16 protein-coding genes are annotated in these 19,056 nt (G+C 65.4%); 10 read left to right on the top strand and 6 right to left on the bottom strand.

The features are described 5' to 3' along the window. Positions 1 to 19: 19 nt before the first annotated feature. From FBZ93_RS31265 to FBZ93_RS31255, 3 genes are all read right to left on the bottom strand, one after another. Entirely contained in the window at positions 20 to 1,189 is a 1,170-nt protein-coding gene (locus tag FBZ93_RS31265) for an OpgC domain-containing protein (protein ID WP_146991282.1), read from the bottom strand. 300 nt (positions 1,190 to 1,489) lie between these two features. Next, positions 1,490 to 2,104 carry a TetR/AcrR family transcriptional regulator gene (locus FBZ93_RS31260; RefSeq protein WP_146991281.1) on the bottom strand — a complete coding sequence of 205 codons (615 nt, stop codon included), beginning with the start codon at positions 2,102 to 2,104 and terminating at the stop codon, positions 1,490 to 1,492. 90 nt (positions 2,105 to 2,194) lie between these two features. Next, the gene (locus FBZ93_RS31255; RefSeq protein WP_246667715.1) at positions 2,195 to 3,574 is read right to left on the bottom strand and encodes an acyl-CoA dehydrogenase family protein; all 1,380 of its coding nucleotides are present in this window, start codon (positions 3,572 to 3,574) and stop codon (positions 2,195 to 2,197) included. Positions 3,575 to 3,593: 19 nt separating this feature from the next. On the opposite strand from FBZ93_RS31255, the gene FBZ93_RS31250 reads away from it, so the two are divergent. Both FBZ93_RS31250 and xylB read left to right on the top strand, forming a co-directional pair. Beyond that, the gene (locus FBZ93_RS31250) at positions 3,594 to 4,694 is read left to right on the top strand and encodes an asparaginase (RefSeq protein WP_146991280.1); all 1,101 of its coding nucleotides are present in this window, start codon (positions 3,594 to 3,596) and stop codon (positions 4,692 to 4,694) included. A gap of 55 nt (positions 4,695 to 4,749) precedes the next feature. Then, on the top strand, positions 4,750 to 6,195 hold the full coding sequence (gene xylB, locus FBZ93_RS31245) for a xylulokinase (protein WP_146991279.1): 1,446 nt from the start codon (positions 4,750 to 4,752) through the stop codon (positions 6,193 to 6,195). A gap of 38 nt (positions 6,196 to 6,233) precedes the next feature. Here the strand turns inward: xylB and FBZ93_RS31240 are convergent, their stop codons facing one another. Further along, positions 6,234 to 6,848: a glutathione binding-like protein gene (locus FBZ93_RS31240; protein WP_146991278.1), complete on the bottom strand. Its 615-nt coding sequence runs from the start codon at positions 6,846 to 6,848 to the stop codon at positions 6,234 to 6,236. Between the two features lie 251 nt (positions 6,849 to 7,099). Between FBZ93_RS31240 and FBZ93_RS31235 the strand changes: the two genes are divergently transcribed. The 3 genes from FBZ93_RS31235 (at position 7,100) to FBZ93_RS31225 (ending at position 10,666) form a co-directional block, all read left to right on the top strand. Further along, positions 7,100 to 8,623, top strand: coding sequence for a sugar ABC transporter ATP-binding protein (locus FBZ93_RS31235; protein ID WP_146991277.1), 1,524 nt, complete (start codon positions 7,100 to 7,102; stop codon positions 8,621 to 8,623). After that, complete coding sequence (locus tag FBZ93_RS31230) at positions 8,616 to 9,653, top strand: ABC transporter permease subunit (RefSeq protein ID WP_146991276.1); 1,038 nt, start codon at positions 8,616 to 8,618, stop codon at positions 9,651 to 9,653. Before FBZ93_RS31235 ends, FBZ93_RS31230 begins: the two co-directional genes overlap by 8 nt. Before the next feature lie 68 nt (positions 9,654 to 9,721). Then, entirely contained in the window at positions 9,722 to 10,666 is a 945-nt protein-coding gene (locus FBZ93_RS31225; RefSeq protein ID WP_167529295.1) for an ABC transporter substrate-binding protein, read from the top strand. Positions 10,667 to 10,719: 53 nt separating this feature from the next. On the opposite strand, the gene FBZ93_RS31220 is transcribed toward FBZ93_RS31225, so the two are convergent. Continuing rightward, positions 10,720 to 11,256, bottom strand: coding sequence for a sigma factor-like helix-turn-helix DNA-binding protein (locus FBZ93_RS31220; RefSeq protein WP_146991274.1), 537 nt, complete (start codon positions 11,254 to 11,256; stop codon positions 10,720 to 10,722). Between the two features lie 173 nt (positions 11,257 to 11,429). On the opposite strand from FBZ93_RS31220, the gene FBZ93_RS31215 reads away from it, so the two are divergent. The 3 genes from FBZ93_RS31215 (at position 11,430) to htpG (ending at position 15,229) form a co-directional block, all read left to right on the top strand. Next, positions 11,430 to 12,410 carry an AraC family transcriptional regulator gene (locus FBZ93_RS31215; RefSeq protein ID WP_246667714.1) on the top strand — a complete coding sequence of 327 codons (981 nt, stop codon included), beginning with the start codon at positions 11,430 to 11,432 and terminating at the stop codon, positions 12,408 to 12,410. A 60-nt stretch (positions 12,411 to 12,470) separates the two neighbouring features. After that, a complete protein-coding gene (locus tag FBZ93_RS31210; RefSeq protein WP_146991273.1) occupies positions 12,471 to 13,277 on the top strand; it encodes an MBL fold metallo-hydrolase in 807 nt (268 codons plus the stop codon). A gap of 86 nt (positions 13,278 to 13,363) precedes the next feature. Next, positions 13,364 to 15,229 (top strand): molecular chaperone HtpG, encoded by a 1,866-nt coding sequence (gene htpG / locus FBZ93_RS31205; RefSeq protein ID WP_146991272.1) that lies wholly within the window; start codon positions 13,364 to 13,366, stop codon positions 15,227 to 15,229. A gap of 201 nt (positions 15,230 to 15,430) precedes the next feature. On the opposite strand, the gene FBZ93_RS31200 is transcribed toward htpG, so the two are convergent. After that, complete coding sequence (locus FBZ93_RS31200) at positions 15,431 to 16,096, bottom strand: DUF2278 family protein (RefSeq protein WP_146991271.1); 666 nt, start codon at positions 16,094 to 16,096, stop codon at positions 15,431 to 15,433. A gap of 259 nt (positions 16,097 to 16,355) precedes the next feature. Here FBZ93_RS31200 and zigA point away from each other — a divergent pair, with 259 nt between their 5' ends. After that, positions 16,356 to 17,561, top strand: a complete 1,206-nt coding sequence (gene zigA, locus FBZ93_RS31195) for a zinc metallochaperone GTPase ZigA (RefSeq protein WP_146991270.1) — start codon at positions 16,356 to 16,358, stop codon at positions 17,559 to 17,561. 261 nt (positions 17,562 to 17,822) lie between these two features. Further along, complete coding sequence (locus tag FBZ93_RS31190) at positions 17,823 to 18,974, top strand: DUF3095 domain-containing protein (protein WP_146991269.1); 1,152 nt, start codon at positions 17,823 to 17,825, stop codon at positions 18,972 to 18,974. The last annotated feature ends 82 nt before the right edge of the window (positions 18,975 to 19,056 follow it).

The following is a 19,056-nucleotide window of genomic DNA, read 5'->3' as shown; positions in this document are numbered from 1 at the left end:
AACGAAGTGGAGACCGGTTCTATTCCGCCGGCTTCGCGGCCATTGGCGCCTGCGCTGCCGCGGTCCTTGGCGGCGCCTTGTCGACCTTCTTCGACCAGGAGCGGTAATAGGCGAGCAGCGTCATCAGTACAATGCCGACCACGCTGACCACGATCTGCATCCAGAGGCTGCCGGAGACCTCGACCAGCAGCACATGCGCGATGACCGCGAGGAAGACGCCGGTACAGAACACCTCCAGCGACTGCTGGCCGCATTTGATGATCGGCTGGAACAGCGGCCATTCATATCCGGGCCATTCGCGCGGCAGGAAGCGCGTGACGAAGAAGGCGAGCACGACGAAGTGCAGCACGCGATAGGGCGCGAGGTTGGTCTTGTCGTTCGGATTGAACGCGTCGTACAGCCAGGCCGGCATCGCCTGGCCCAGCTCCGGGAAGCGGCCCGCGAGGGTCATCACCAGCGCGAACAGCAGATAGGCGCCGCCGAGCCACAGGAAGGCGCGCGAGCGGATGAAATTGATCGATTCGCTGGCGCCGCCGAGCGCGAACCAGCCGCCGAACACGAACAGGAATTGCCAGCAGAACGGGTTGAAATACCATGAGCCGCCCGGATAGGCCGGCAGGTTCCAGCCGAACTGGCGTGCGGCGAGATAGAGCAGGAACGAGGCCAGCAGCGTCAGATTGAGCTTGCGCAACATCGCCCACAGCACCACCGGATAGACCAGCATCAGCGCGATATAGAGCGGCAGCACGTCCATGTTGACCGGCTTGAACGCCAGGATCAGGCCCTGATAGAGCGTCTCCGCCGGGTTGTGCATGAAGCCGGCGACGTTGAACTCGTTCTGCAGATTGGGATCGTGATAGCGCTGGGAGAGATAACCGATCTCGGCGATATAGATCACGAACAGCAGGACGTGCGCGACATAGATCTGCCAGGCCCGTTTGATCAGGCGGGTGGCGCCGATCACGGTGCCGCGCTCGAGCATCATCCGCGCATAGACAAAGGACGCGGTGTAGCCGGAGATGAAGACGAAAAGATCGGCGGCGTCGCTGAAGCCGAAATTCTTCTGCGTGATCCAGTTCACCGCGTTGTTCGGGATGTGATCGAGATAGATCGCCCAGTTGGCAAAGCCGCGCAGCAGATCGAGGCGATAGTCGCGGCCACGCGGCGGCAGAACAGCCTTGACATCCATCGGTTCGCTCCCATCCCAGTGCCCGCGCGTCCGGTCGCGGGTCGCCCACGGCGTGATACTAGAACATGATTTCGACGGCTGTGTATTGGTTTTGCGGAAGGGACTGCCTCGACAACCGGCCAACGCGATGTATTTGGATCAAATCGTTCGTGCCGCCGAAGCCAAGGCCGGGCATGATGATTCCCGGTGCTTAGGTGCGTAGGATGGGTAGAGCGAAGCGAAACCCATCAACTTCGTGCCGCGCATTGAGATGATGGGTATCGCTTCGCTCCACCCATCCTACGAGAGCCGGGTCATCAGCTAATGCTGCACGAATCCGTTGTGCAGCGTGGTGAACAGCGTCCTGCCTTTCTTCACAAGATCATATTTGCGGCCGTAGAGCAGCCAGACCGCGGTGAGGTGGCACATCCCGCCCATCATCATCGACATCGCCGTGTAGGGATCGAGATTGCGGCGATAGATGCCGGCGCGACTCGCCTGCCTGATCAACTGCACATAGCGCAGCGCGTATTTGTCGACCGCCTTCTTCACCCGTGGCTCGGCGGCCAGCACGCTCGGCCATATCTCCAGGAAGAACACGCGGCCCCAGCTCGGGTTGTCCTTGATGTACTGGAAGTTGGTCAGGAAGATGATGCGAAGCTGCTCGACCGGATCGCCGCCCTTCACCAGCAGCGGCTCGGTCTTCTGATACAGCGCTTCGAAATTGCCCGCGGGCACGTCGAGCACCAGCGCGCGCTTGTCCTCGAAATAGTCGTAGATGCTGGAGAGCGGTATTTTCGCGACCGCGGCAACGTCGGTGAGCGAGGTGCCGTCGATGCCCCGCTGACCGAACAGCTTGGTCGCTGCCGAGAGAATCTGCTCGCGCCGGTCGCGGCTGCGTTGTTGCTTGAGCTTGAGCGTCGTCCCCGAAGCCACGGTCGTCTCCTCGCGTCCCGAAAAAAACAGTAAGGCAGCGGGATCGGAACACAAGCGCTATTGCGACAGGATACAGCGTAGGATTGCCGGTCAGATCGGCGTGTTCCGCCGTTCGTGGTTGCGGAACGCGTTGCGAGCGATGATCTGTCGCATGATCTCCGATGTGCCATCGAGAATGCGGACCACCCGGGTTTCCCGCCAGATGCGTTCGATCGGCAGGTCCCTGGAATAACCGGCACCACCGAACAGCTGCATGGTCATGTCGGCCACGCGCTGTACCATTTCGGCGCCGGTATATTTGGAGAGTGCGGCTACCGCGGTGCGGGCGGCGGCGTCGCCCTGGTCGTAGCGCCAGGCCGCCTCATAGGCGACCAGGCGCGCGGCATGCAGCGCGCTCGCCATGTCGGCGATCTGCCATTCGATGCCTTGATGGTCGCGCAGCCTGCGTCCGAACGTCTCGCGCACCGAGACGTGATCGAGCGCGTAGTCCAGCAGCTGGCTCGCCGCACCGACGCAATAGGCGCCCCAATGCGTACGTCCGGCATCCAGGCACCGCATCGCGATCGCGAATCCGCCGCCTTCCTGGCCGAGCAGGTTCTCGCGCGGAATGCGGCAGCCCTCGAACATCACCTCGGCATGTTCGGAACCGCGCCCGGCGGCCATCTCGACCACGCGGCCGATCGAGAGGCCCGGCGTAGTCGCATCGACGACAAAGGCCGCAATGCCCTTCGCGCCCTTGGACGGATCGAGCGTGGCGAACACGGTAAAGACGCCGGCCACCGGTGCGTTGGTGATGTAGGTCTTGCGGCCGTCGAGCACGTAATGATCGCCATCCCGCCGTGCCCGGGTCTGGATGCGGGCGGCATCCGATCCCGCATTCGACTCGGTGAGCGCGAAGGCGGCGATCACACGGCCGCTGGCGAGCTCGGGCAGCCAGCGGTCGCGAACCGCAGGCTGCGCGAAGAACTCGATCGCCTTCGATCCGATATGCACGTTCACCCCGCTCAGATAATAGAAGGCGATGTGCGCCTTCGCGAGCTCCTCGATCGCGATGCAGCTGCCGAGCATCGAGAGGCCGAGCCCGCCGAACTGTGCCGGCGTGTTGGTGCCGAACATTCCCATCCGGCGCAGGCCGGCCATCGCGCTGTCCGGCACGATGCCGGTCGCCTCGATCGCAGCATCGTGAGGCTGCAGCTCGCTGCGCACGAATTCGCGCATCCGGCCTTGCAGAACGCGGAGATCGTCGGAAAGCTCGAAGTGCATGGGCGCGCACCAAATTTCGAAGAATATTCGAAAAATGTGCGCCGCCGTCCCGGCGATGTCAAGAATTTGGGCACGCGCCGAAGGACTAGGCGGCGGGTCGGATGGCGCGACGCACGCGAGATCGGCCGGGAAACCTTGCCGGCGGCGTTTCCGCCGCAAGTTTGTCCATTTCTTGCGCGACAAAACCACCAGTTGTGAGTAGATCATTTGTCACTGGGGGAAGAAAATGACGCTGCACCCGCTTCGATCGACCCGTTCCGCACGTACGATCCTCGGGCTCGCCGCAGCCCTTATGATCGGGCTTGCCTCACCGGTATCAGCACAACAGGCCTCCGGAACCGCACTGGCCAACGTGCTCGTGCTCGGCACCGGCGGCACGATCGCTGGGCAAGCCAATGCACGCGCCGGCAATGCCTATGATTCAGGCAAGGTCAGCGCGGCGAACCTGATCGCGGCCATTCCGGGCATCGACAAGCTCGCCGAGATCTCGGCCGAGCAGATCTCGTCGATCGGCTCGCAGGACATGAACGACAAGGTCTGGTTCGACCTTGTCAAGCGCATCCGCGCGGCCATCGACAACAAGGAGGTCGACGGCGTCGTCATCACGCACGGCACCGACACGATGGAGGAGACCGCGTTCTTCCTGCAAAACGTGCTGGACACCGACGTGCCAATCGTGCTGGTCGGATCGATGCGTCCCTCGACCGCGATCGGCGCCGACGGGCCGGCCAATCTCTACGATGCGATGCGGGTCGCCTCGGCGCCGGAATCCCGCGGCCGCGGTGTGCTGGTCGTGCTCAACGACACCATCCATGGCGCGCGCTGGGTGCAGAAGACCAATACCACCAGCGTCCAGACGTTCCGCTCGCCCGATGCCGGGCCGGTCGGCTATGTCGACACCGGCTCGCTGCGCTTCCTGCAACCGGCCGTCGCGATCAAGACGGCGAAACTGAAGTTGCCGGATGCGCCGCCACTGCCGCGGGTCGACATCATCTATTCGCACGCCAACATGGATGCCGCTGAGGTCGAGGATGCGGTCAAGCGCGGCGCCAAGGGCATCGTGCTGGCCGGCGTCGGCGACGGCAACTCGTCGAAAGGCGCCATCGATGCGCTGGCGGCGGCGGCGAAGCAGGGTGTCGTGGTGGTGCGTTCGACGCGGGTCGGCTCGGGTTATGTCAACCGCAACGTCGAGGTCGAGGACGACAAGCTCGGCTTCGCGGTTTCGCTCGATCTCAACCCGCAGAAGGCGCGCGTCCTGCTTGAACTCCTGATCGCCAACGGCATCACCGATCCCAGCGCGGTGCAACAGGCGTTTGCGCAGCCTTGATCGAGCGGTGTCCGGTGAGCACACTCATCGGACTCTCTTCTGGACACGAGGCACCATGTATCTCGGGATCGATCTCGGCACCTCGGCGGTCAAGACCGTTCTCGTTGACGCCGCGCAGCGCGTGGTGGCGAGCCGTAGCCAGCCGCTGACGGTGGCCTCGCCACGTCCCGGCCATAGCGAGCAGGATCCGGTACAGTGGATCGACGCCACCTTCGCGACGCTGGACGCGCTGAAGGCGGATCATCCGGCCGAATTGGCTGCTGTCGAGGGCATCGGCCTGTCCGGCCAAATGCACGGCGCGACGCTGCTTGATGCCGATCGGAACCCGTTGCGGCCTTGCATTCTCTGGAACGACGGGCGCTCGGCTGCGGAATGCGGCGAGCTCGAGCAGCGCTGGCCGGCCTTGCGGGCGACGACGGGCAACAAGGCGATGCCGGGCTTCACGGCCCCCAAGCTGCTGTGGGTCGCCAAGCACGAGCCTGAGATTTTCGCGGCCACCAGGCTTGTATTGCTGCCGAAAGCCTATCTGCGCCTGGTGCTGACGGGCGAAGCGATCGAGGACATCTCGGACGCTTCAGGAACACTGTGGCTTGATGCGGCGCGGCGGGACTGGTCCGACGCCGCACTCGACGCGACCGGCTTGTCGCGCCGCCAGATGCCGCGGCTCGTCGAGGGCTGCGCACCGGCGGCGCAGCTCTCGCGTGAACTGGCGCAGCGCTGGGGCATGCGCAAGCCGCCGATGATCGCAGGCGGCGCCGGCGACAATCCGGCGGGCGCGGTCGGCATCGGCGCGATCGGGAGCGATGCTGCCTTCGTCTCGCTCGGAACGTCAGGTGCGCTGCTGGTGCCGACCCGTGCGATCGCCGCCAATCCGGCGCGCGCCGTGCACACCTTCTGTCATGCCGTTCCGGGGATGTGGATCCAGGCCGGCGCGATCCTCTCGGCGGCCTCTTGCCTCGCCTGGATCGCGCGGGTGCTGCGGACTCCCGAGGCCGAATTGCTGGCGCCGCTCGGAGAACGTCCGACAGCGCCATCGCCTGTCAGCTTTCTGCCCTATCTGTCGGGCGAGCGGACACCGCACGACGATCCCGATGTGCGCGGCATGCTCGATGGTCTCAGCCACGGCACCGATCGCGACGCGATCGTGCAGGCCGTGCTCGAAGGCGTCGCGTTCGCGCTGGCGGATTGCCGCGACGTGCTTGCCGATAGCGGAATGGCGATTACCGCGGTGGATGCCATCGGCGGCGGCTCGCGGTCGCGGTCCTGGCTTTCGGTGCTGGCCAATGTCTTCGACATCCCGGTGCATCGCTTTGCCGATGGCGAAACCGGAGCTGCGTTCGGCGCCGCGCGGCTCGGGCGCCTCGCGGTCAGCGGCGAGCCGGTCGAGGCGGTCTGCACGGCGCCGCAGCGGGTCGAGACGTTCGAACCCGACCGCTCGCTCGCGGAGGCTTACGCCGAGCGGCTGCCGAAATGGCGCAGCCTGTACCGGCCACGGCGCTGACGAAAGTCAGCGCTTCCTTGAAATTCACCGCCCGGAGATTATGCCGGAACAGGTCCCTCGATCCGGTGAACTTCACGCACGGCGTCGCGATTGGCGATCCGGGCGTAATGCGCAGCCAGGTTCGGGTAGGCGCCAATCTCGAAGCCGACGCGTGGCGTCCAGCCCGTCATCGCATAGAGGCCGACGTCGACAATGGAGTAGCTCTCGCCCAATAGATAGGCACGCGTAGCGAGGTGCTGGTCGAGAAAGGCGAAGCGCGCCGCCAGCCGCTGGCGGAAAACGTCCTTCGCCCGATCGTCCAGCGCGGTGTAAAACAACGGGCCGAGACCTCCCTTGTGCAACTCGCTGGAGAGGAAGTTCAGCCAGGCCTGCAACCTCGCCCGCTCGACGGTTCCGTGCGCTGGCGCGAGCCTTCCGGTCGGGTCGCGGTCCGCGATGTATTGGACGATCGCGGCTGCCTCGAGCAGGACGCTGCCATCATCGAGCACCAGAGCCGGTATGTATCCCAGCGGGTTTATGGTTCGATAGTCTTCGCCATCCGCGGTCGTCTTGCTTGCTTCATCTACCCTGACGCCGACAAAGGAAAGACCGCTCTCGAGCAGGGCGACATGGGGCATCAGCGAGATCGTGCCCGGCGCGTAGTACAGCTTCATGCCATCATCTTTCCTGCCTCCGGCGCCGGCGCATCGGGGGAGCTGCGCGCCAACAAGAAGAATGGGCGAACGTTCGGCCGGGACGCAATCACGAAGATTCGCTTTGCCTTGCCGCTCCGGTTCCCGGCTCGCATATCGCCCGAACCTATTGCCCTGCGCTGCGGCCTTTTGTTTAATGCCCCGACGCTCGCGAGGAACCGAAAGCAACTTGCGGGTGCGACGCAACGCCGTCGGCGCGGTGGGGAGGCAAGATGATCGACCCGATCCTCGAGATGCGCCGGGTCTCCAAGTCCTTCTTCAGCATCAAGGCATTGCGCGGCGTCGACCTCACGGTCTATCCCGGCGAAATCCACGCGCTGATGGGCGAGAATGGCGCCGGAAAATCGACGCTGATGAAGATCCTGTCCGGCGCCTACCGGCCGGATCCGGGCGGCGAAATCCGCATCGAAGGCAAGCCCGTGCATTTCAACGGCCCGCATGCCGGCCGCGCGGCGGGCATCTCGATCATCTATCAGGAGCTGTCGCTCGCCCCCAATCTCAGCGTCGCGCAGAACATCTATCTCGGCCGCGAAGTCTCGCGCTTCGGGGTGCTGGCGCGGGAGGCGATGGAGGCCGGCGTCGGCCCGATCCTCGAACGGCTCGGCGCCGACTTCGCGCCGTCGACGCTGGTCGCGGGCCTGTCAATGGGCCAGCGCCAGCTGGTCGAGATCGCCCGTGCGCTGCACGCCCGGTCAAAAATCCTGATCATGGACGAACCGACCACCGCGCTGTCGGCGGGTGAGAGCGAGCGGTTGTTCGGCCTGATCCGCCGGCTCCGCGCGGAGGGCCTTGCCATCATCTACATCTCGCATCGCATGGACGAGGTCTACGCGCTCGGGGACCGCGTCACGGTGTTGCGTGACGGCACGCTGGTCGGCTCGCTCGACAAGCCCGAGATCCGCGCCGACACCATCGTCCGCCTGATGGTGGGACGCGACGTCTCGTCCTTCTACAAGAAGGAGCACGATCCGAGTGCGGTGCATGGTGCCCCCGTGCTCGCGGCCGTGGACATCGCCGACGGGCGGCGGGTCAAGGGTTGCTCGCTGACCGTTCATGCGGGCGAGGTCGTCGGCCTCGCCGGGCTGGTCGGCGCCGGCCGCACCGAGCTGGCGCATCTGATCATCGGTGCTGCGGCAAAGACTGCCGGCCATGTCGAGATCGAAGGACACTCCGTCGACATAGGCACGCCGGGCGAAGCGCTGGAGGCGGGCATTGCTTACCTCACCGAGGACAGGAAGGCGCTCGGCCTGTTCCTCGACATGTCCTGCCTCGACAACATCAATCTCGCGGTGCTGGGCCGCGACGCGCGGCTTGGCGGCATCCTCGACCGCGACAAGGCGCGCGACCGGGCACGGAAGGCATTCGCGGCATTGGGCATCCGTGCCGCCGACATTCGCGTCGCGGCCGGTAGCCTCTCCGGCGGCAACCAGCAGAAGGTGCTGCTGTCGCGTCTGCTTGCGACCACGCCCAAGGTGCTGATCCTCGACGAGCCGACGCGCGGCGTCGATGTCGGCGCGAAGTCCGAGATCTATTCGATCATCGACAATCTCGCGAAGGCGGGCACGGCGGTGCTGGTGATCTCATCCGACTTGCCCGAGATCATCGGCATCTGCGACCGCGTCATCGTGATGCGCGCCGGACTGATTGCCGGCGAGATCAAGCGAACGGCGACGGCGCCGCTCGACCAGGAGCAGATCATGGCGCTCGCAACCGGAATGGAGCAGCTCGATGCCTGATGACGGGGCTTCCGCAAAGGCCGCCGCCGCGCCCGGCCTCGTCGCCGCACAGGAGACGAGGCGCCAGCGCACCCGGCTGTTGATCCGCTCGGCTGGCATGCTGCCGGTGCTGGTGCTGCTTTGCATCGGCTTTCATCTGCTGTCGGACGGCCGCTTCTTCACCGCGCAGAACCTCGGCATCGTGGTGCAGCAGGCCGCCGTCAACACCGTGCTGGCGGCCGGTATGACCTTCGTGATTCTGACCGGCGGCATCGACCTCTCGGTCGGCTCGATCCTGGCGGCCTCGGCCATGGCCGGGCTGATCATCTCAAAATTTCCCGATCTCGGCGCGTTGTGGCTGCCGGCCGCGGTGCTCACGGGCGCTCTCTTCGGCATCCTCAATGGCGGCTTCATCGCGCTGCTGCGCCTGCCGCCCTTCATCGTGACGCTGGGCTCGCTCACCGCGGTGCGCGGCGTGGCGCGCCTCCTGGGTGCCGACACCACGGTGTTCAATTCGGAGATTCCCTATGCCTTCATCGGCAACGGTTCGCTGACGCTCATTCCCGGTGTCCTGTCGATCCCCTGGCTCTGGGTGATCGCGCTGCTCGTGATCGTGGTCGCCTGGCTGGTGCTGCGTCGCACCGTGCTCGGCGTGCACATCTACGCGGTCGGCGGCAATGAGAGCGCCGCGCGGCTCGCCGGCATCAAGGTCTGGGCCGTGCTGCTGTTTGTCTACGGCGTGTCGGGCCTGCTCGCAGGTCTCGGCGGCGCCATGCAGGCGGCGCGGCTCTACGCTGCCAACGGCCTGCAACTCGGCCAGTCGTACGAGCTCGACGCGATCACCGCCGTGATCCTCGGCGGCACCTCCTTTGTCGGCGGCATCGGCTCGATCTGGGGCACGCTGGTCGGCGCACTGATCATCGCCGTGCTGTCGAACGGCCTGATCCTCACCGGCGTGTCGGACGTCTGGCAATATGTGATCAAGGGCCTCGTGATCATCGGCGCGGTGGCGCTCGACCGCTACCGGCTGCAGGGCTCGGCGCGCACCTGAGCCACAACAAGTCTGGTGCGGTCACTGGTCGCTGCGCCGGAGCTTCAAACAGACCAGGGAGGAAGCCAATGAAGACGATCTCATTTGCCGGCGCCGCCATCGTGCTCGCCCTCGGCTCAGCGCCGTGCTTCGCCAAGGAGCTGAAGTCGATCGGCATTTCGCTGGGTTCGCTGGGCAACCCGTTCTTTGTTGCCCTGTCGAAGGGCGCAGAGTTCGAGGCGAAGAAAACCAACCCCAACGTCAAGATCACGACGGTCGGCTTTGAATACGACCTCGGCAAGCAGGTGACCCAGATCGACAATTTCATCGCGGCCGGCGTCGATCTGATCCTGCTCAATCCGGGCGATCCCAAGGCCGTGGGGCCGGCGATTAAGAAAGCGCAGGCCGCCGGCATCATCGTCGTCGCCGTCGACACCGCGGCCGAAGGCGCCGATGCCACGGTCACCACCAACAACGTCCAGGCCGGTGAGATCTCCTGCCAGTACATCGTCGACAAATTGGGCGGCAAGGGCGATGTGATCATCGAGAACGGGCCGCAGGTTTCCGCAGTGATCGACCGCGTGGTCGGCTGCAAGAACGTGCTCGGCAAAAGCCCCGGGATCAAGGTGCTGTCCAGCGACCAGGACGGCAAGGGTTCGCGCGAAGGCGGCCTCACCGTGGCGCAGGGCTATCTGACCCGCTTCACCAAGATCGACGCCATCTTCGCCATCAACGACCCGCAGGCGATCGGCACCGATCTCGCCGCGCGCCAGCAGAACCGCAGCGGCATCGTCATCACCGCGGTCGACGGCGCGCCCGACATCGAGGCCGCGCTCAAGGATCCAGGTTCGCCGCAAATCCAGGCTTCGTCCTCGCAGGATCCGTTCTTCATGGCGCGCCGTGCGGTGCAGATCGGCGTCGGCCTGCTCAACGGCCAGAAGCCTGCCTCGACCGTCGAACTGTTGCCGTCAAAGCTCGTGACGCGCGACAACATCGCCGAGTACAAGGGCTGGACGTCGAACCGTTCGCAATAGTGCGCTCGGCATGGGCGCGTCGGCAGTTCATCAGGCGTTCGCGCGGTGGACCGTCAGTTTGACGCGCCGCATGTGGGCCTCGCCGCCGGTGAAGCCTGGGGCGCTTGTGCCGCGCGCCGCGCCGCGCGCAGCAGGCCGCGGGCCTCCGCGATCTGTGACATCACGGTGGTGACGGGAGCGCCGGTGACCTCGGCGATCTCCTTGTAGGTGAGATCGATCACTTCGCGCAGGGCGATGACCTCGCCGAGCGGCGCGGGCAGGTCATCGACGAGTTGTCGGATTGTCGGCATGGCGCGCCGGCCGGACTTTTCCTTGTTGCCGACATCGTCCATCGGGCGGCCGAGCGCTTCGCCAAGTCTTTCCTGGCAGACGGTTTTGAGGATCGCGAGCAGCCACGGCCTGACGGCCGGACCGCGAAGGCCGTCGAACAGACGCAGTGCGCGCTGGTAGCACTCCTGCACGGCCTGTTCGGCATCCGCCTCGGTCCGCATCAGGACCTGGGCGAACGCATAGGCATCGTCGAGCCAGGGCAGGGCGGCGTCACGAAACTGCTGCGCCGTTTTATTCCCGGCTTCCGCGCTTCGCATCATAGGGTTGCATCTCGTGAATAGCTTTACCGTCAATCGGCGGAGTGGTATCAGGCGCCCTGCCGGGGTCGTGGACCGTCGCGCCAAGCGTAGGGACAGGAACGACATCCAACGCCGGGCAGAAAGCGATCGATCGCGTCTGCGTCGTGATCGATCGGGCATTCGGAGCACGGATCATGTCCGAGACACAGGTGCCCAACCGCTTCTCGATCTTCCATCACGGGCTGGCGAGAGGGCCGGCCTATGAGGCGTGGCGCGAGGGCATCTGCCGCGGCTTCTGCCGGCTCGACGTCGGACCGACCGACGATAACCGCATCGATTGCCACAACGAGTTCACGTTGCTGCATACGGTTGCCATCGCGACGCCGCGCGGCGGCTCGGCCCGCTTTGCCCGTACCCGCGCCCTTCTGGACGATGGCTGCAACGATCTGGTGCTGATCTTCGCGACCCGCGGCACGGTGCAGGTCACGCAAGCAAGCAAGTCGATCGAGATTGCGCGCGGGCAGATGTGCCTCACCGAGATGAACATCGTCGGCACCGCCGATCTCACCCAGTCCGGCAGCTTTACAACCACGCGGTTTCCGCGGCGCCTGCTGCTCCAGGTCGCCCCGTCAGCGGAGACGCAATTGGCGCGCCCGCTCGGGTGCGATCCTGCCATGAGTGCGATGATCGAGCGTTATTCCGCGCTATGCACCGAACTCGCCGGCGATCTCGACATGCCCGGCCAGCAGGCGGCGGCGCATCATCTGGCCGATCTCGTCGGTCTGGTGCTCGGCAGCAGCGCCGAGCAGAAGGAGCTGGTCGCGCGGGATGGCGTGGCGAAGGCACGGTTCGATCTGATGAAGGCCGACGTCCTGAAGAATCTCGACAATGGCAAGCTCACCATCGAGGCAGTCGCAAAGGCCAACGCGCTGAGCACGCGGCAGGCGCAACGGCTGTTCGCGTCGGAAGGGACCACCTTCTCGGAATTCGTGCTCGAGCAGCGCCTGCTGCTGGCGCGCCGGCTCTTGCTGCACGAGCAGGGCGCCGGCCGCAAGATCAGCGACATCGCCTACACGGTCGGCTTCAACGACCTGTCCTATTTCCACCGCTCGTTCCGCAGAAAGTTCGGCGTGGCTCCGGCGGAGATGCAGATGGAACTGGGGCGCCGGCATTGAACGTCTTGCGCTGCTGACGTAGAGCAGGGATCTGGCTTCACCCCAACGCGTGCGATCCAAATGTCTCTCTGGACCTGCGAACAATGCGGCGCTCAATTTCCTGAAACCGCGGCGCCGCCGCCGTGCTGCCCGATCTGTGAGGACGAGCGGCAATATGTGAACTGGAACGGGCAGGTGTGGCTGACGCGCGAGGAGCTCGCGCAGCGGCACAAGCTGGTCTGGCGCGACGATCTCGGTCTCGTCGGATTGGCGCTGGAGCCGTCGTTTGCAATCGGGCAGCGCGCGCTGCTGGTGCCGGATCGCGGCGGCTGCGTGATGTGGGACTGCGTGCCGCTGGCGACCGCCGAGGCGATCGCGCATGTCAGATCGCTCGGCGGGCTGAAGGCGATCGCGATCTCGCATCCGCATTACTATGGCGCGGTCGCCGACTGGAGCGCGGCGTTCGACGATGCACCGGTCTATCTGCACGGCGACGACGCGCAATGGGTGACGCGGCCTTATCGGTCGATCGTGCCGTGGCAGGGCGACAGCTATCGCATCTCCGACGACATCCTGCTGGTGCGTGGCGGCGGACATTTCGCCGGCGCCACCATGCTGCACTGGGGCAAGGGCGCCGACGGGCGCGGGGCGCTCTTGACCGGTGACATCGCGATGGTGGCGATGGACCGCCGCTCGGTCAGCTTCATGTACTCCTATCCGAACTACATCCCGCTTAATGCCGCAGCGGTCCGCCGCGTCGCGCGCGCGGTCGCGCCGCTGGCGTATGATCGGATCTACGGCGCCTGGTGGGGCAAGAACATCGCCTCCGACGCCAAGGCGGCCTTCGACCGTTCGGTCGAGCGCTATATCGCCGCGATCTCGGACTGACGGTTCCCCGCGCTTGGCTTGCCAGCCGGCGCGATCGCGCTATATCAGGGCTTTCCCGCCACTTCAGGTTTGTCCGAGTTTTCCGCATGACCACAACTGCCGCCGCCGAATCCCAGCCGTTCCAGGCCGAGGTTGCCGAATTGCTGCACCTGATGGTGCATTCGGTCTATTCCGAGACCGATATTTTCCTGCGCGAATTGATCTCGAATGCCTCGGACGCCTGCGACAAGCTGCGCTACGAGGCGATCGCCAATCCCGGGCTGATCACCGACGGCACGCCGCCTGAGATCAAGATCGTTCCGAACAAGGCGGCCGACACGCTGTCGGTGATCGATACCGGCATCGGCATGGAGCGGCAGGAGCTGATCGACAATCTCGGCACCATCGCGCGCTCCGGCACCAGGTCGTTCCTGTCGAAGCTGACCGAGGCCAAGGACGGCGCCAACCTGATCGGCCAGTTCGGCGTCGGCTTCTACGCCGCCTTCATGGTCGCCGACAAAATCATCGTCACCAGCCGCCGCGCCGGCTCCGACGAGGTCTGGGTGTGGACGTCGGAAGGCGGCAGCGGTTTCGAGATCGCGCCGGCGAGCGAGGAGGCAGCTCAGCGCGTCGCGCGCGGCACCGAGATCGTGCTGCATCTGAAAAAGGACGCCGCCAAATATCTCGAGGCTTACGAGATCGAGCGCATCGTCCGCGAATATTCCGACAACATCCAGTTTCCGATCCTGCTGGTGCCGGAGGAGGGTGAGCCGCGCCAGATCAACTCGGCGAGCGCGCTCTGGCAGCGCTCGAAATCCGAGCTGAAGCCGGAAGACTATGCGCAGGCCTACAAGCAGATCGCGGGTGCGTTCGACGAGCCGGCGATGACGCTGCATTACCGCGCCGAAGGCCGGCAGTCCTACGCCGTGCTGCTGTTCGCGCCGTCGCAAAAGCCGTTCGACCTGTTCCAGGTCGAACGCAAGGGCAAGGTCAAACTCTACGTCCGCCGCGTCTTCATCGCCGACGATGCCGAGCTGTTGCCGGCCTATCTGCGCTTCATCCGCGGCGTGATCGACAGCGAGGACCTGCCGCTCAACATCTCGCGCGAGATGCTGCAGAACAATCCGCAGCTCGCGCAGATCCGCAAGGCGGTCACCAGCCGCGTCGTGAGCGAGCTCGAGACGCTCGGCGAGAAGGAGCCGGAGACCTTCGCGAAGATCTGGGACGCGTTCGGCCCGGTGATCAAGGAAGGCCTGTGGGAGGATTTCGAGCGCCGCGAGAAGCTGCTGGCGCTTTCGCGTTTCACCACGACGTCGGGCGAGAACCGTTCGCTGAAGCAATATGTCGACGACTTCAAGCCGAACCAGACCGAGATCTATTACCTGGTCGGCGACAGCGTCGAGCGGCTGAAGTCGAACCCCAAGCTGGAATCGGCGCGCGCCCGCGGCATCGAGGTGCTGCTGCTCACCGATCCCGTCGACGCGTTCTGGACCTCGGCGCCGATCGACTTCGGCGGCAAGCCGCTGAAGTCGCTGAGCCAGGGCGATGTCGATTTCGGCCTGATCCCGCTCGCCGACGACGAGGCCGACGACAAGAAGGACGAGCCCGCGGCCGACGCTGCGACCACGATCGCCGTGATCAAGGATGCGCTGGGGGAGCGCGTCTCCGACGTCCGCGCCTCGCAGCGGCTGACCTCGAGCGCGTCGTGTCTGGTCGCCGGCGGCGATGCCCGCGACCGTGCGCTGGAGCGGCTGCTCGCGCAACAGAACCGCGGCGAGATCACCAAACCGATCCTCGAGATCAATCTGCGCCATCCGCTGGTCGCGGCGCTCGCGACCGACGGGGCGCAGGCCAAGGATCTCTCGCTCCTGCTGTTCGAGCAGGCGCAGATCCTCGACGGCGAGATGCCCGCCGACCCCGCCGCCTTCGCCAGCCGCATGAACCAGCTCGTGCTGCGCGGATTGGGGAAGTAGGCGGCTCTTCGTCCTCTATCCCCGTCATCCTGAGGAGCGCCAACGGGTCCGCGCGAAGCGCGGCCCGATGACAGGCTCCGCGCGTCTCGAAGGATGAACGGCCGAGCTGTCAGAGCGGGGCCGTGCATGCTTCGAGACGCGCTTCGCGGCTCCTCAGCATGACGGGACAAGGAAGTTCGCAGCGTTCGCGCGCCCGGCTGCTCAACCGATCGTGGTCGCGTCCGGCTGCGGATTGCCGAGATCGTCGGTCGGCACCAGCTGCTGGGTGAAGGCCGAGACATAGGCCGCCCATTCCGGCTCGCCGAGATCGACCATGACGGCGCCGTCTTGCCAGATGTCGTTGTGGTCGTTGGAATCATCGCCCGGGCGATGGATGAAGCCCTTGCTCGAGCCCTGGTTGAGATGGACGTCGTGCAGACCGTCGCCCTGCGCGTAGAAGCGGCCGAAGATGTAGACGTCGCGGCTCTCCTGATGCGCGCGCGACAGCAGCCGCTTCAGCGTCGCCGCCGGCTCGGTGTCGTCGGAGCCGTCCATCACGTCGCTGTCGCGCCATTTGCCGGTATTGTCGAGCAGATTGCTGCGCAGGAAATCGAGCGCCGGCAATTTCTTCTGCCCGGTCAGATCCTGCGAGCCGCCGCTTGCTGCCGCAAGCGTCTGGATGATCGGATGGCGGAAGTCGAACACCAGCTTGTATTTCAGCAAATCGTCCGCGTCATTGGTGCCGACATTGATGGCAACGTCCCACTGCTCGCCGCCGACGTCGAGATTGCAGTGCAGGTGATACTGCGTTTCGTGCCCGTGATGCGACGGCTTCAGCTTGGGCTCGGAGGTCACCTTGGTCTTGACGAATCCGTAGGCGAGGGTCACGGCGCGATCCTTTCCGGTTCAGGCGGGCATTTTTCCAAACCTACAACCTGAGATGAGACGCGCGCGTGAAGCGGCCCACATTTGTGCGGCGCCTTTTCGTGACGGTACCGGCGCGCGCGTGCGGGAAGCCGTCATCTCGGGTGAAGGCAGCCCCATCTTGACAAAGCTCTCGGCTGTTGATGTTATGTTATAACATTACATTCAAGCAAAATGCCCATGTCCCGCCGCCGCCCGTCCCTCCAGCAACTGTTTGATCTCGATGCAGAAACTCCCCGTCACCATCTTGTCCGGCTTCCTCGGGGCTGGAAAGACCACTTTGCTGGACCACGTCCTGAACAACCGCCACGGCCTGAAGGTTGCGGTGATTGTGAACGACATGAGCGAGGTGAACATCGACGCCGACCTCGTTCGCGATGGCGGTGCGAACCTGTCCCGGACTGACGAAAAACTGGTCGAGATGAGCAATGGCTGCATCTGCTGCACCCTGCGCGGCGATCTGCTGAGGGAGGTGCGCGCGCTGGCCGAGAGCCGTCGCTTCGATTATCTCCTGATCGAATCGACCGGCATCTCCGAGCCGCTGCCGGTCGCCGCGACCTTCGAGTTTCGCGATGAAGAAGGCGCGAGCCTGTCCGACGTCGCGCGGCTCGACACCATGGTCACGGTGGTCGACGCCGCCAATCTGTTGAAGGACTATACGTCGACCGATTTCCTCAGCCAGCGCGGCGAGGCGCTCGACGGCGACAAGCGCACGCTGGTCGATCTCCTGGTCGAGCAAATCGAGTTCGCCGACGTCGTCGTGCTGAACAAGATCGATGCGGCGACGCCGGCCGAGCGCGAAGCGGCCCGCACCATCGTGCGCGCGCTCAATCCGGATGCCGATATCGTCGAGGCGAGCTTTGCGCAGGTCCCGTTCGATCGCGTGCTCGACACCGGCCGCTTCGCCTATGAGCGCGCACAGCAGCATCCGCTCTGGCACAAGGAGCTCTATGGCTTTGCCGAGCACGTACCGGAGACCGAGGAATATGGCATCACGAGCTTCGTCTATCGGGCACGGCGCCCGTTCGATCCGGTGCGCTTCCACGGCTTCCTGCGAGAGAGCTGGCAGGGCGTGATCCGCGCCAAGGGCCATTTCTGGATCGCGACGCGCCCGGATTGGTGCGGCGAGATGAGCCAGGCCGGCGCGATCGTCCGCACCGAAGGTCTCGGCTCATGGTGGGCCGCGATCCCGCGCGAGCGCTGGCCGGATCATCCGGATTGGCAGCTGATGATGCAGCGGAGCTGGAACGATCTCTACGGCGATCGCCGCCAGGAACTGGTCTTCATCGGCTCCGGCATGAACGAAGACGACATTCGCCGCCGGCTCGATGCCTGCTTGGTCACCGGCAAACCGGGCATGGACCCGCACGCGTGGGCAGGGCTGCGCGATCCGTTTCCGCCGTGGAAAAGGGCGGGCGAGGCGGCGTGAGTTGATAGAGACACGCGCTTTATCCCCGTCATCCTGAGGTGCGAGCGAAGCGAGCCTCGAAGGATGAATCGGCCCCGAATGTCTTTAGAAGGCACGATCCGTCCGTGGTGCCAGTCGGGCCGTCGACCCTTCGAGACGCGCGCCAAGGCGCGCTCCTCAGGGTGACGGAAGGTTCAGGCTCCGAGGGGGAAACCCCGTCCCAATCCTCACCGTATCTGCTAGAGAGTTTGGTCATAGGCAAGGAAACAACACGGCGTTGCGATGGCTGGCGGCAGCGAGATCTTCTACGGCGGCATTCCGGTGTTTCGCGGCTTCGCGCGCCTGATGGATCCGGCGCTGTATGCGCCGCTGCCCGATGACTGGACGGTCGGCGTCGCCGACATCGTCGAATCGACCAAGGCGATCGCGGCGCAGCGCTACAAGGCAGTCAACATGGCCGGCGCCGCGGTGGTCGCCTCGGTCACCAATGCGCTCGATGGCCGAGAATTCCCCTTCGTGTTCGGCGGCGACGGCGCGAGCTTCGCGGTCGCGCCCGCCGATCTCGAGCGAGCGCGCGAGGCGCTGGCTGCGACCGCGCGCTGGGTGCGCGACGATCTCGATCTGGTGCTGCGGGTGGCGCTGATGCCGGTATCGGCGATCCGCGCCGCGGGCGCCGATGTCCGCGTCGCGCGTTTCGGGCCGTCGGCCAATCTCTCCTACGCGATGTTCACGGGCGGCGGTCTTGCCTATGCCGACGCCGCGATGAAGCGCGGCGAATTCGCGGTCGATCCGGCGCCGTCGGGCACGCAGCCCGATCTGTCCGGCCTGTCCTGCCGTTTCGAGGTGATGCCATCCGCGCGTGGCGTCATCCTCTCGGTGCTGGTGTTGCCGGCAAGGGGCGCCGATCCGGCTTCCTTCCGCAAGGTGATCGAGGACATCGTCGTGCGCGTCGAGAAAAGTCCCGATGCCGGACGGCCGGTGCCGCCGGGCGGCCCGCCGCTGCGCTTTCCGCCGCAGGGCATCGAATACGAAGCGCGTGCCAAGCGGTTCGGCGGGCCGCTCGCGATGCGGCGCGCCGCGGTGCTCGGTTTTGCGCTCTGGGCCTTTGTCGTGTTTCGCCTCGGCCTCAAGGTCGGCAAGTTCGCGCCGAAGCTCTATCTGCAGCAGGTGGTCGAGAACTCCGACTTCCGCAAATTCGACGACGGCCTGCGCATGATCCTGGACTGCACGCCGGAGCTCGCCGCCGAGCTCGAGCAGCGCCTCGTTGCCGCGGCCGCGCAGGGCATCGTGCGCTATGGCCTGTATGAACAGGATGCCGCGATGATGACCTGCTTCACGCCGTCGGTGATGCGCGCCGACCACGTTCACTTCATCGACGGCGCCCGCGGCGGTTACGCCTCCGCCGCCACCGTGCTGAAGGCGCGCGCGGCGTAGCGCTGCTCTTCACCTCGCCCCGCTTGCGGGGAGAGGTCGGAACGCATCGCAAGATGCGTTCCGGGTGAGGGGGAGTCTCTGC

Source organism: Bradyrhizobium macuxiense (genome assembly GCF_007993935.1).
GTDB classification, from domain to species: domain Bacteria; phylum Pseudomonadota; class Alphaproteobacteria; order Rhizobiales; family Xanthobacteraceae; genus Bradyrhizobium; species Bradyrhizobium macuxiense_A.
The sequence above is the reverse complement of the archived record's forward strand: the minus strand, read 5'-3'. Positions and strand labels throughout refer to the sequence as shown.

Coding starts and splice junctions, on each gene's coding strand:
- FBZ93_RS31250 (WP_146991280.1), top strand. CDS start 3,594: ATGACGCTGCACCCGCTTCGATCGACCCGTTCCGCACGTACGATCCTC.
- FBZ93_RS31235 (WP_146991277.1), top strand. CDS start 7,100: ATGATCGACCCGATCCTCGAGATGCGCCGGGTCTCCAAGTCCTTCTTC.
- FBZ93_RS31215 (WP_246667714.1), top strand. CDS start 11,430: ATGTCCGAGACACAGGTGCCCAACCGCTTCTCGATCTTCCATCACGGG.
- FBZ93_RS31190 (WP_146991269.1), top strand. CDS start 17,823: ATGGCTGGCGGCAGCGAGATCTTCTACGGCGGCATTCCGGTGTTTCGC.
- zigA (WP_146991270.1), top strand. CDS start 16,356: ATGCAGAAACTCCCCGTCACCATCTTGTCCGGCTTCCTCGGGGCTGGA.
- FBZ93_RS31230 (WP_146991276.1), top strand. CDS start 8,616: ATGCCTGATGACGGGGCTTCCGCAAAGGCCGCCGCCGCGCCCGGCCTC.
- FBZ93_RS31225 (WP_167529295.1), top strand. CDS start 9,722: ATGAAGACGATCTCATTTGCCGGCGCCGCCATCGTGCTCGCCCTCGGC.
- FBZ93_RS31220 (WP_146991274.1), bottom strand. CDS start 11,256: ATGATGCGAAGCGCGGAAGCCGGGAATAAAACGGCGCAGCAGTTTCGT.
- FBZ93_RS31265 (WP_146991282.1), bottom strand. CDS start 1,189: ATGGATGTCAAGGCTGTTCTGCCGCCGCGTGGCCGCGACTATCGCCTC.
- xylB (WP_146991279.1), top strand. CDS start 4,750: ATGTATCTCGGGATCGATCTCGGCACCTCGGCGGTCAAGACCGTTCTC.
- htpG (WP_146991272.1), top strand. CDS start 13,364: ATGACCACAACTGCCGCCGCCGAATCCCAGCCGTTCCAGGCCGAGGTT.
- FBZ93_RS31255 (WP_246667715.1), bottom strand. CDS start 3,574: ATGATCTACTCACAACTGGTGGTTTTGTCGCGCAAGAAATGGACAAAC.
- FBZ93_RS31210 (WP_146991273.1), top strand. CDS start 12,471: ATGTCTCTCTGGACCTGCGAACAATGCGGCGCTCAATTTCCTGAAACC.
- FBZ93_RS31240 (WP_146991278.1), bottom strand. CDS start 6,848: ATGAAGCTGTACTACGCGCCGGGCACGATCTCGCTGATGCCCCATGTC.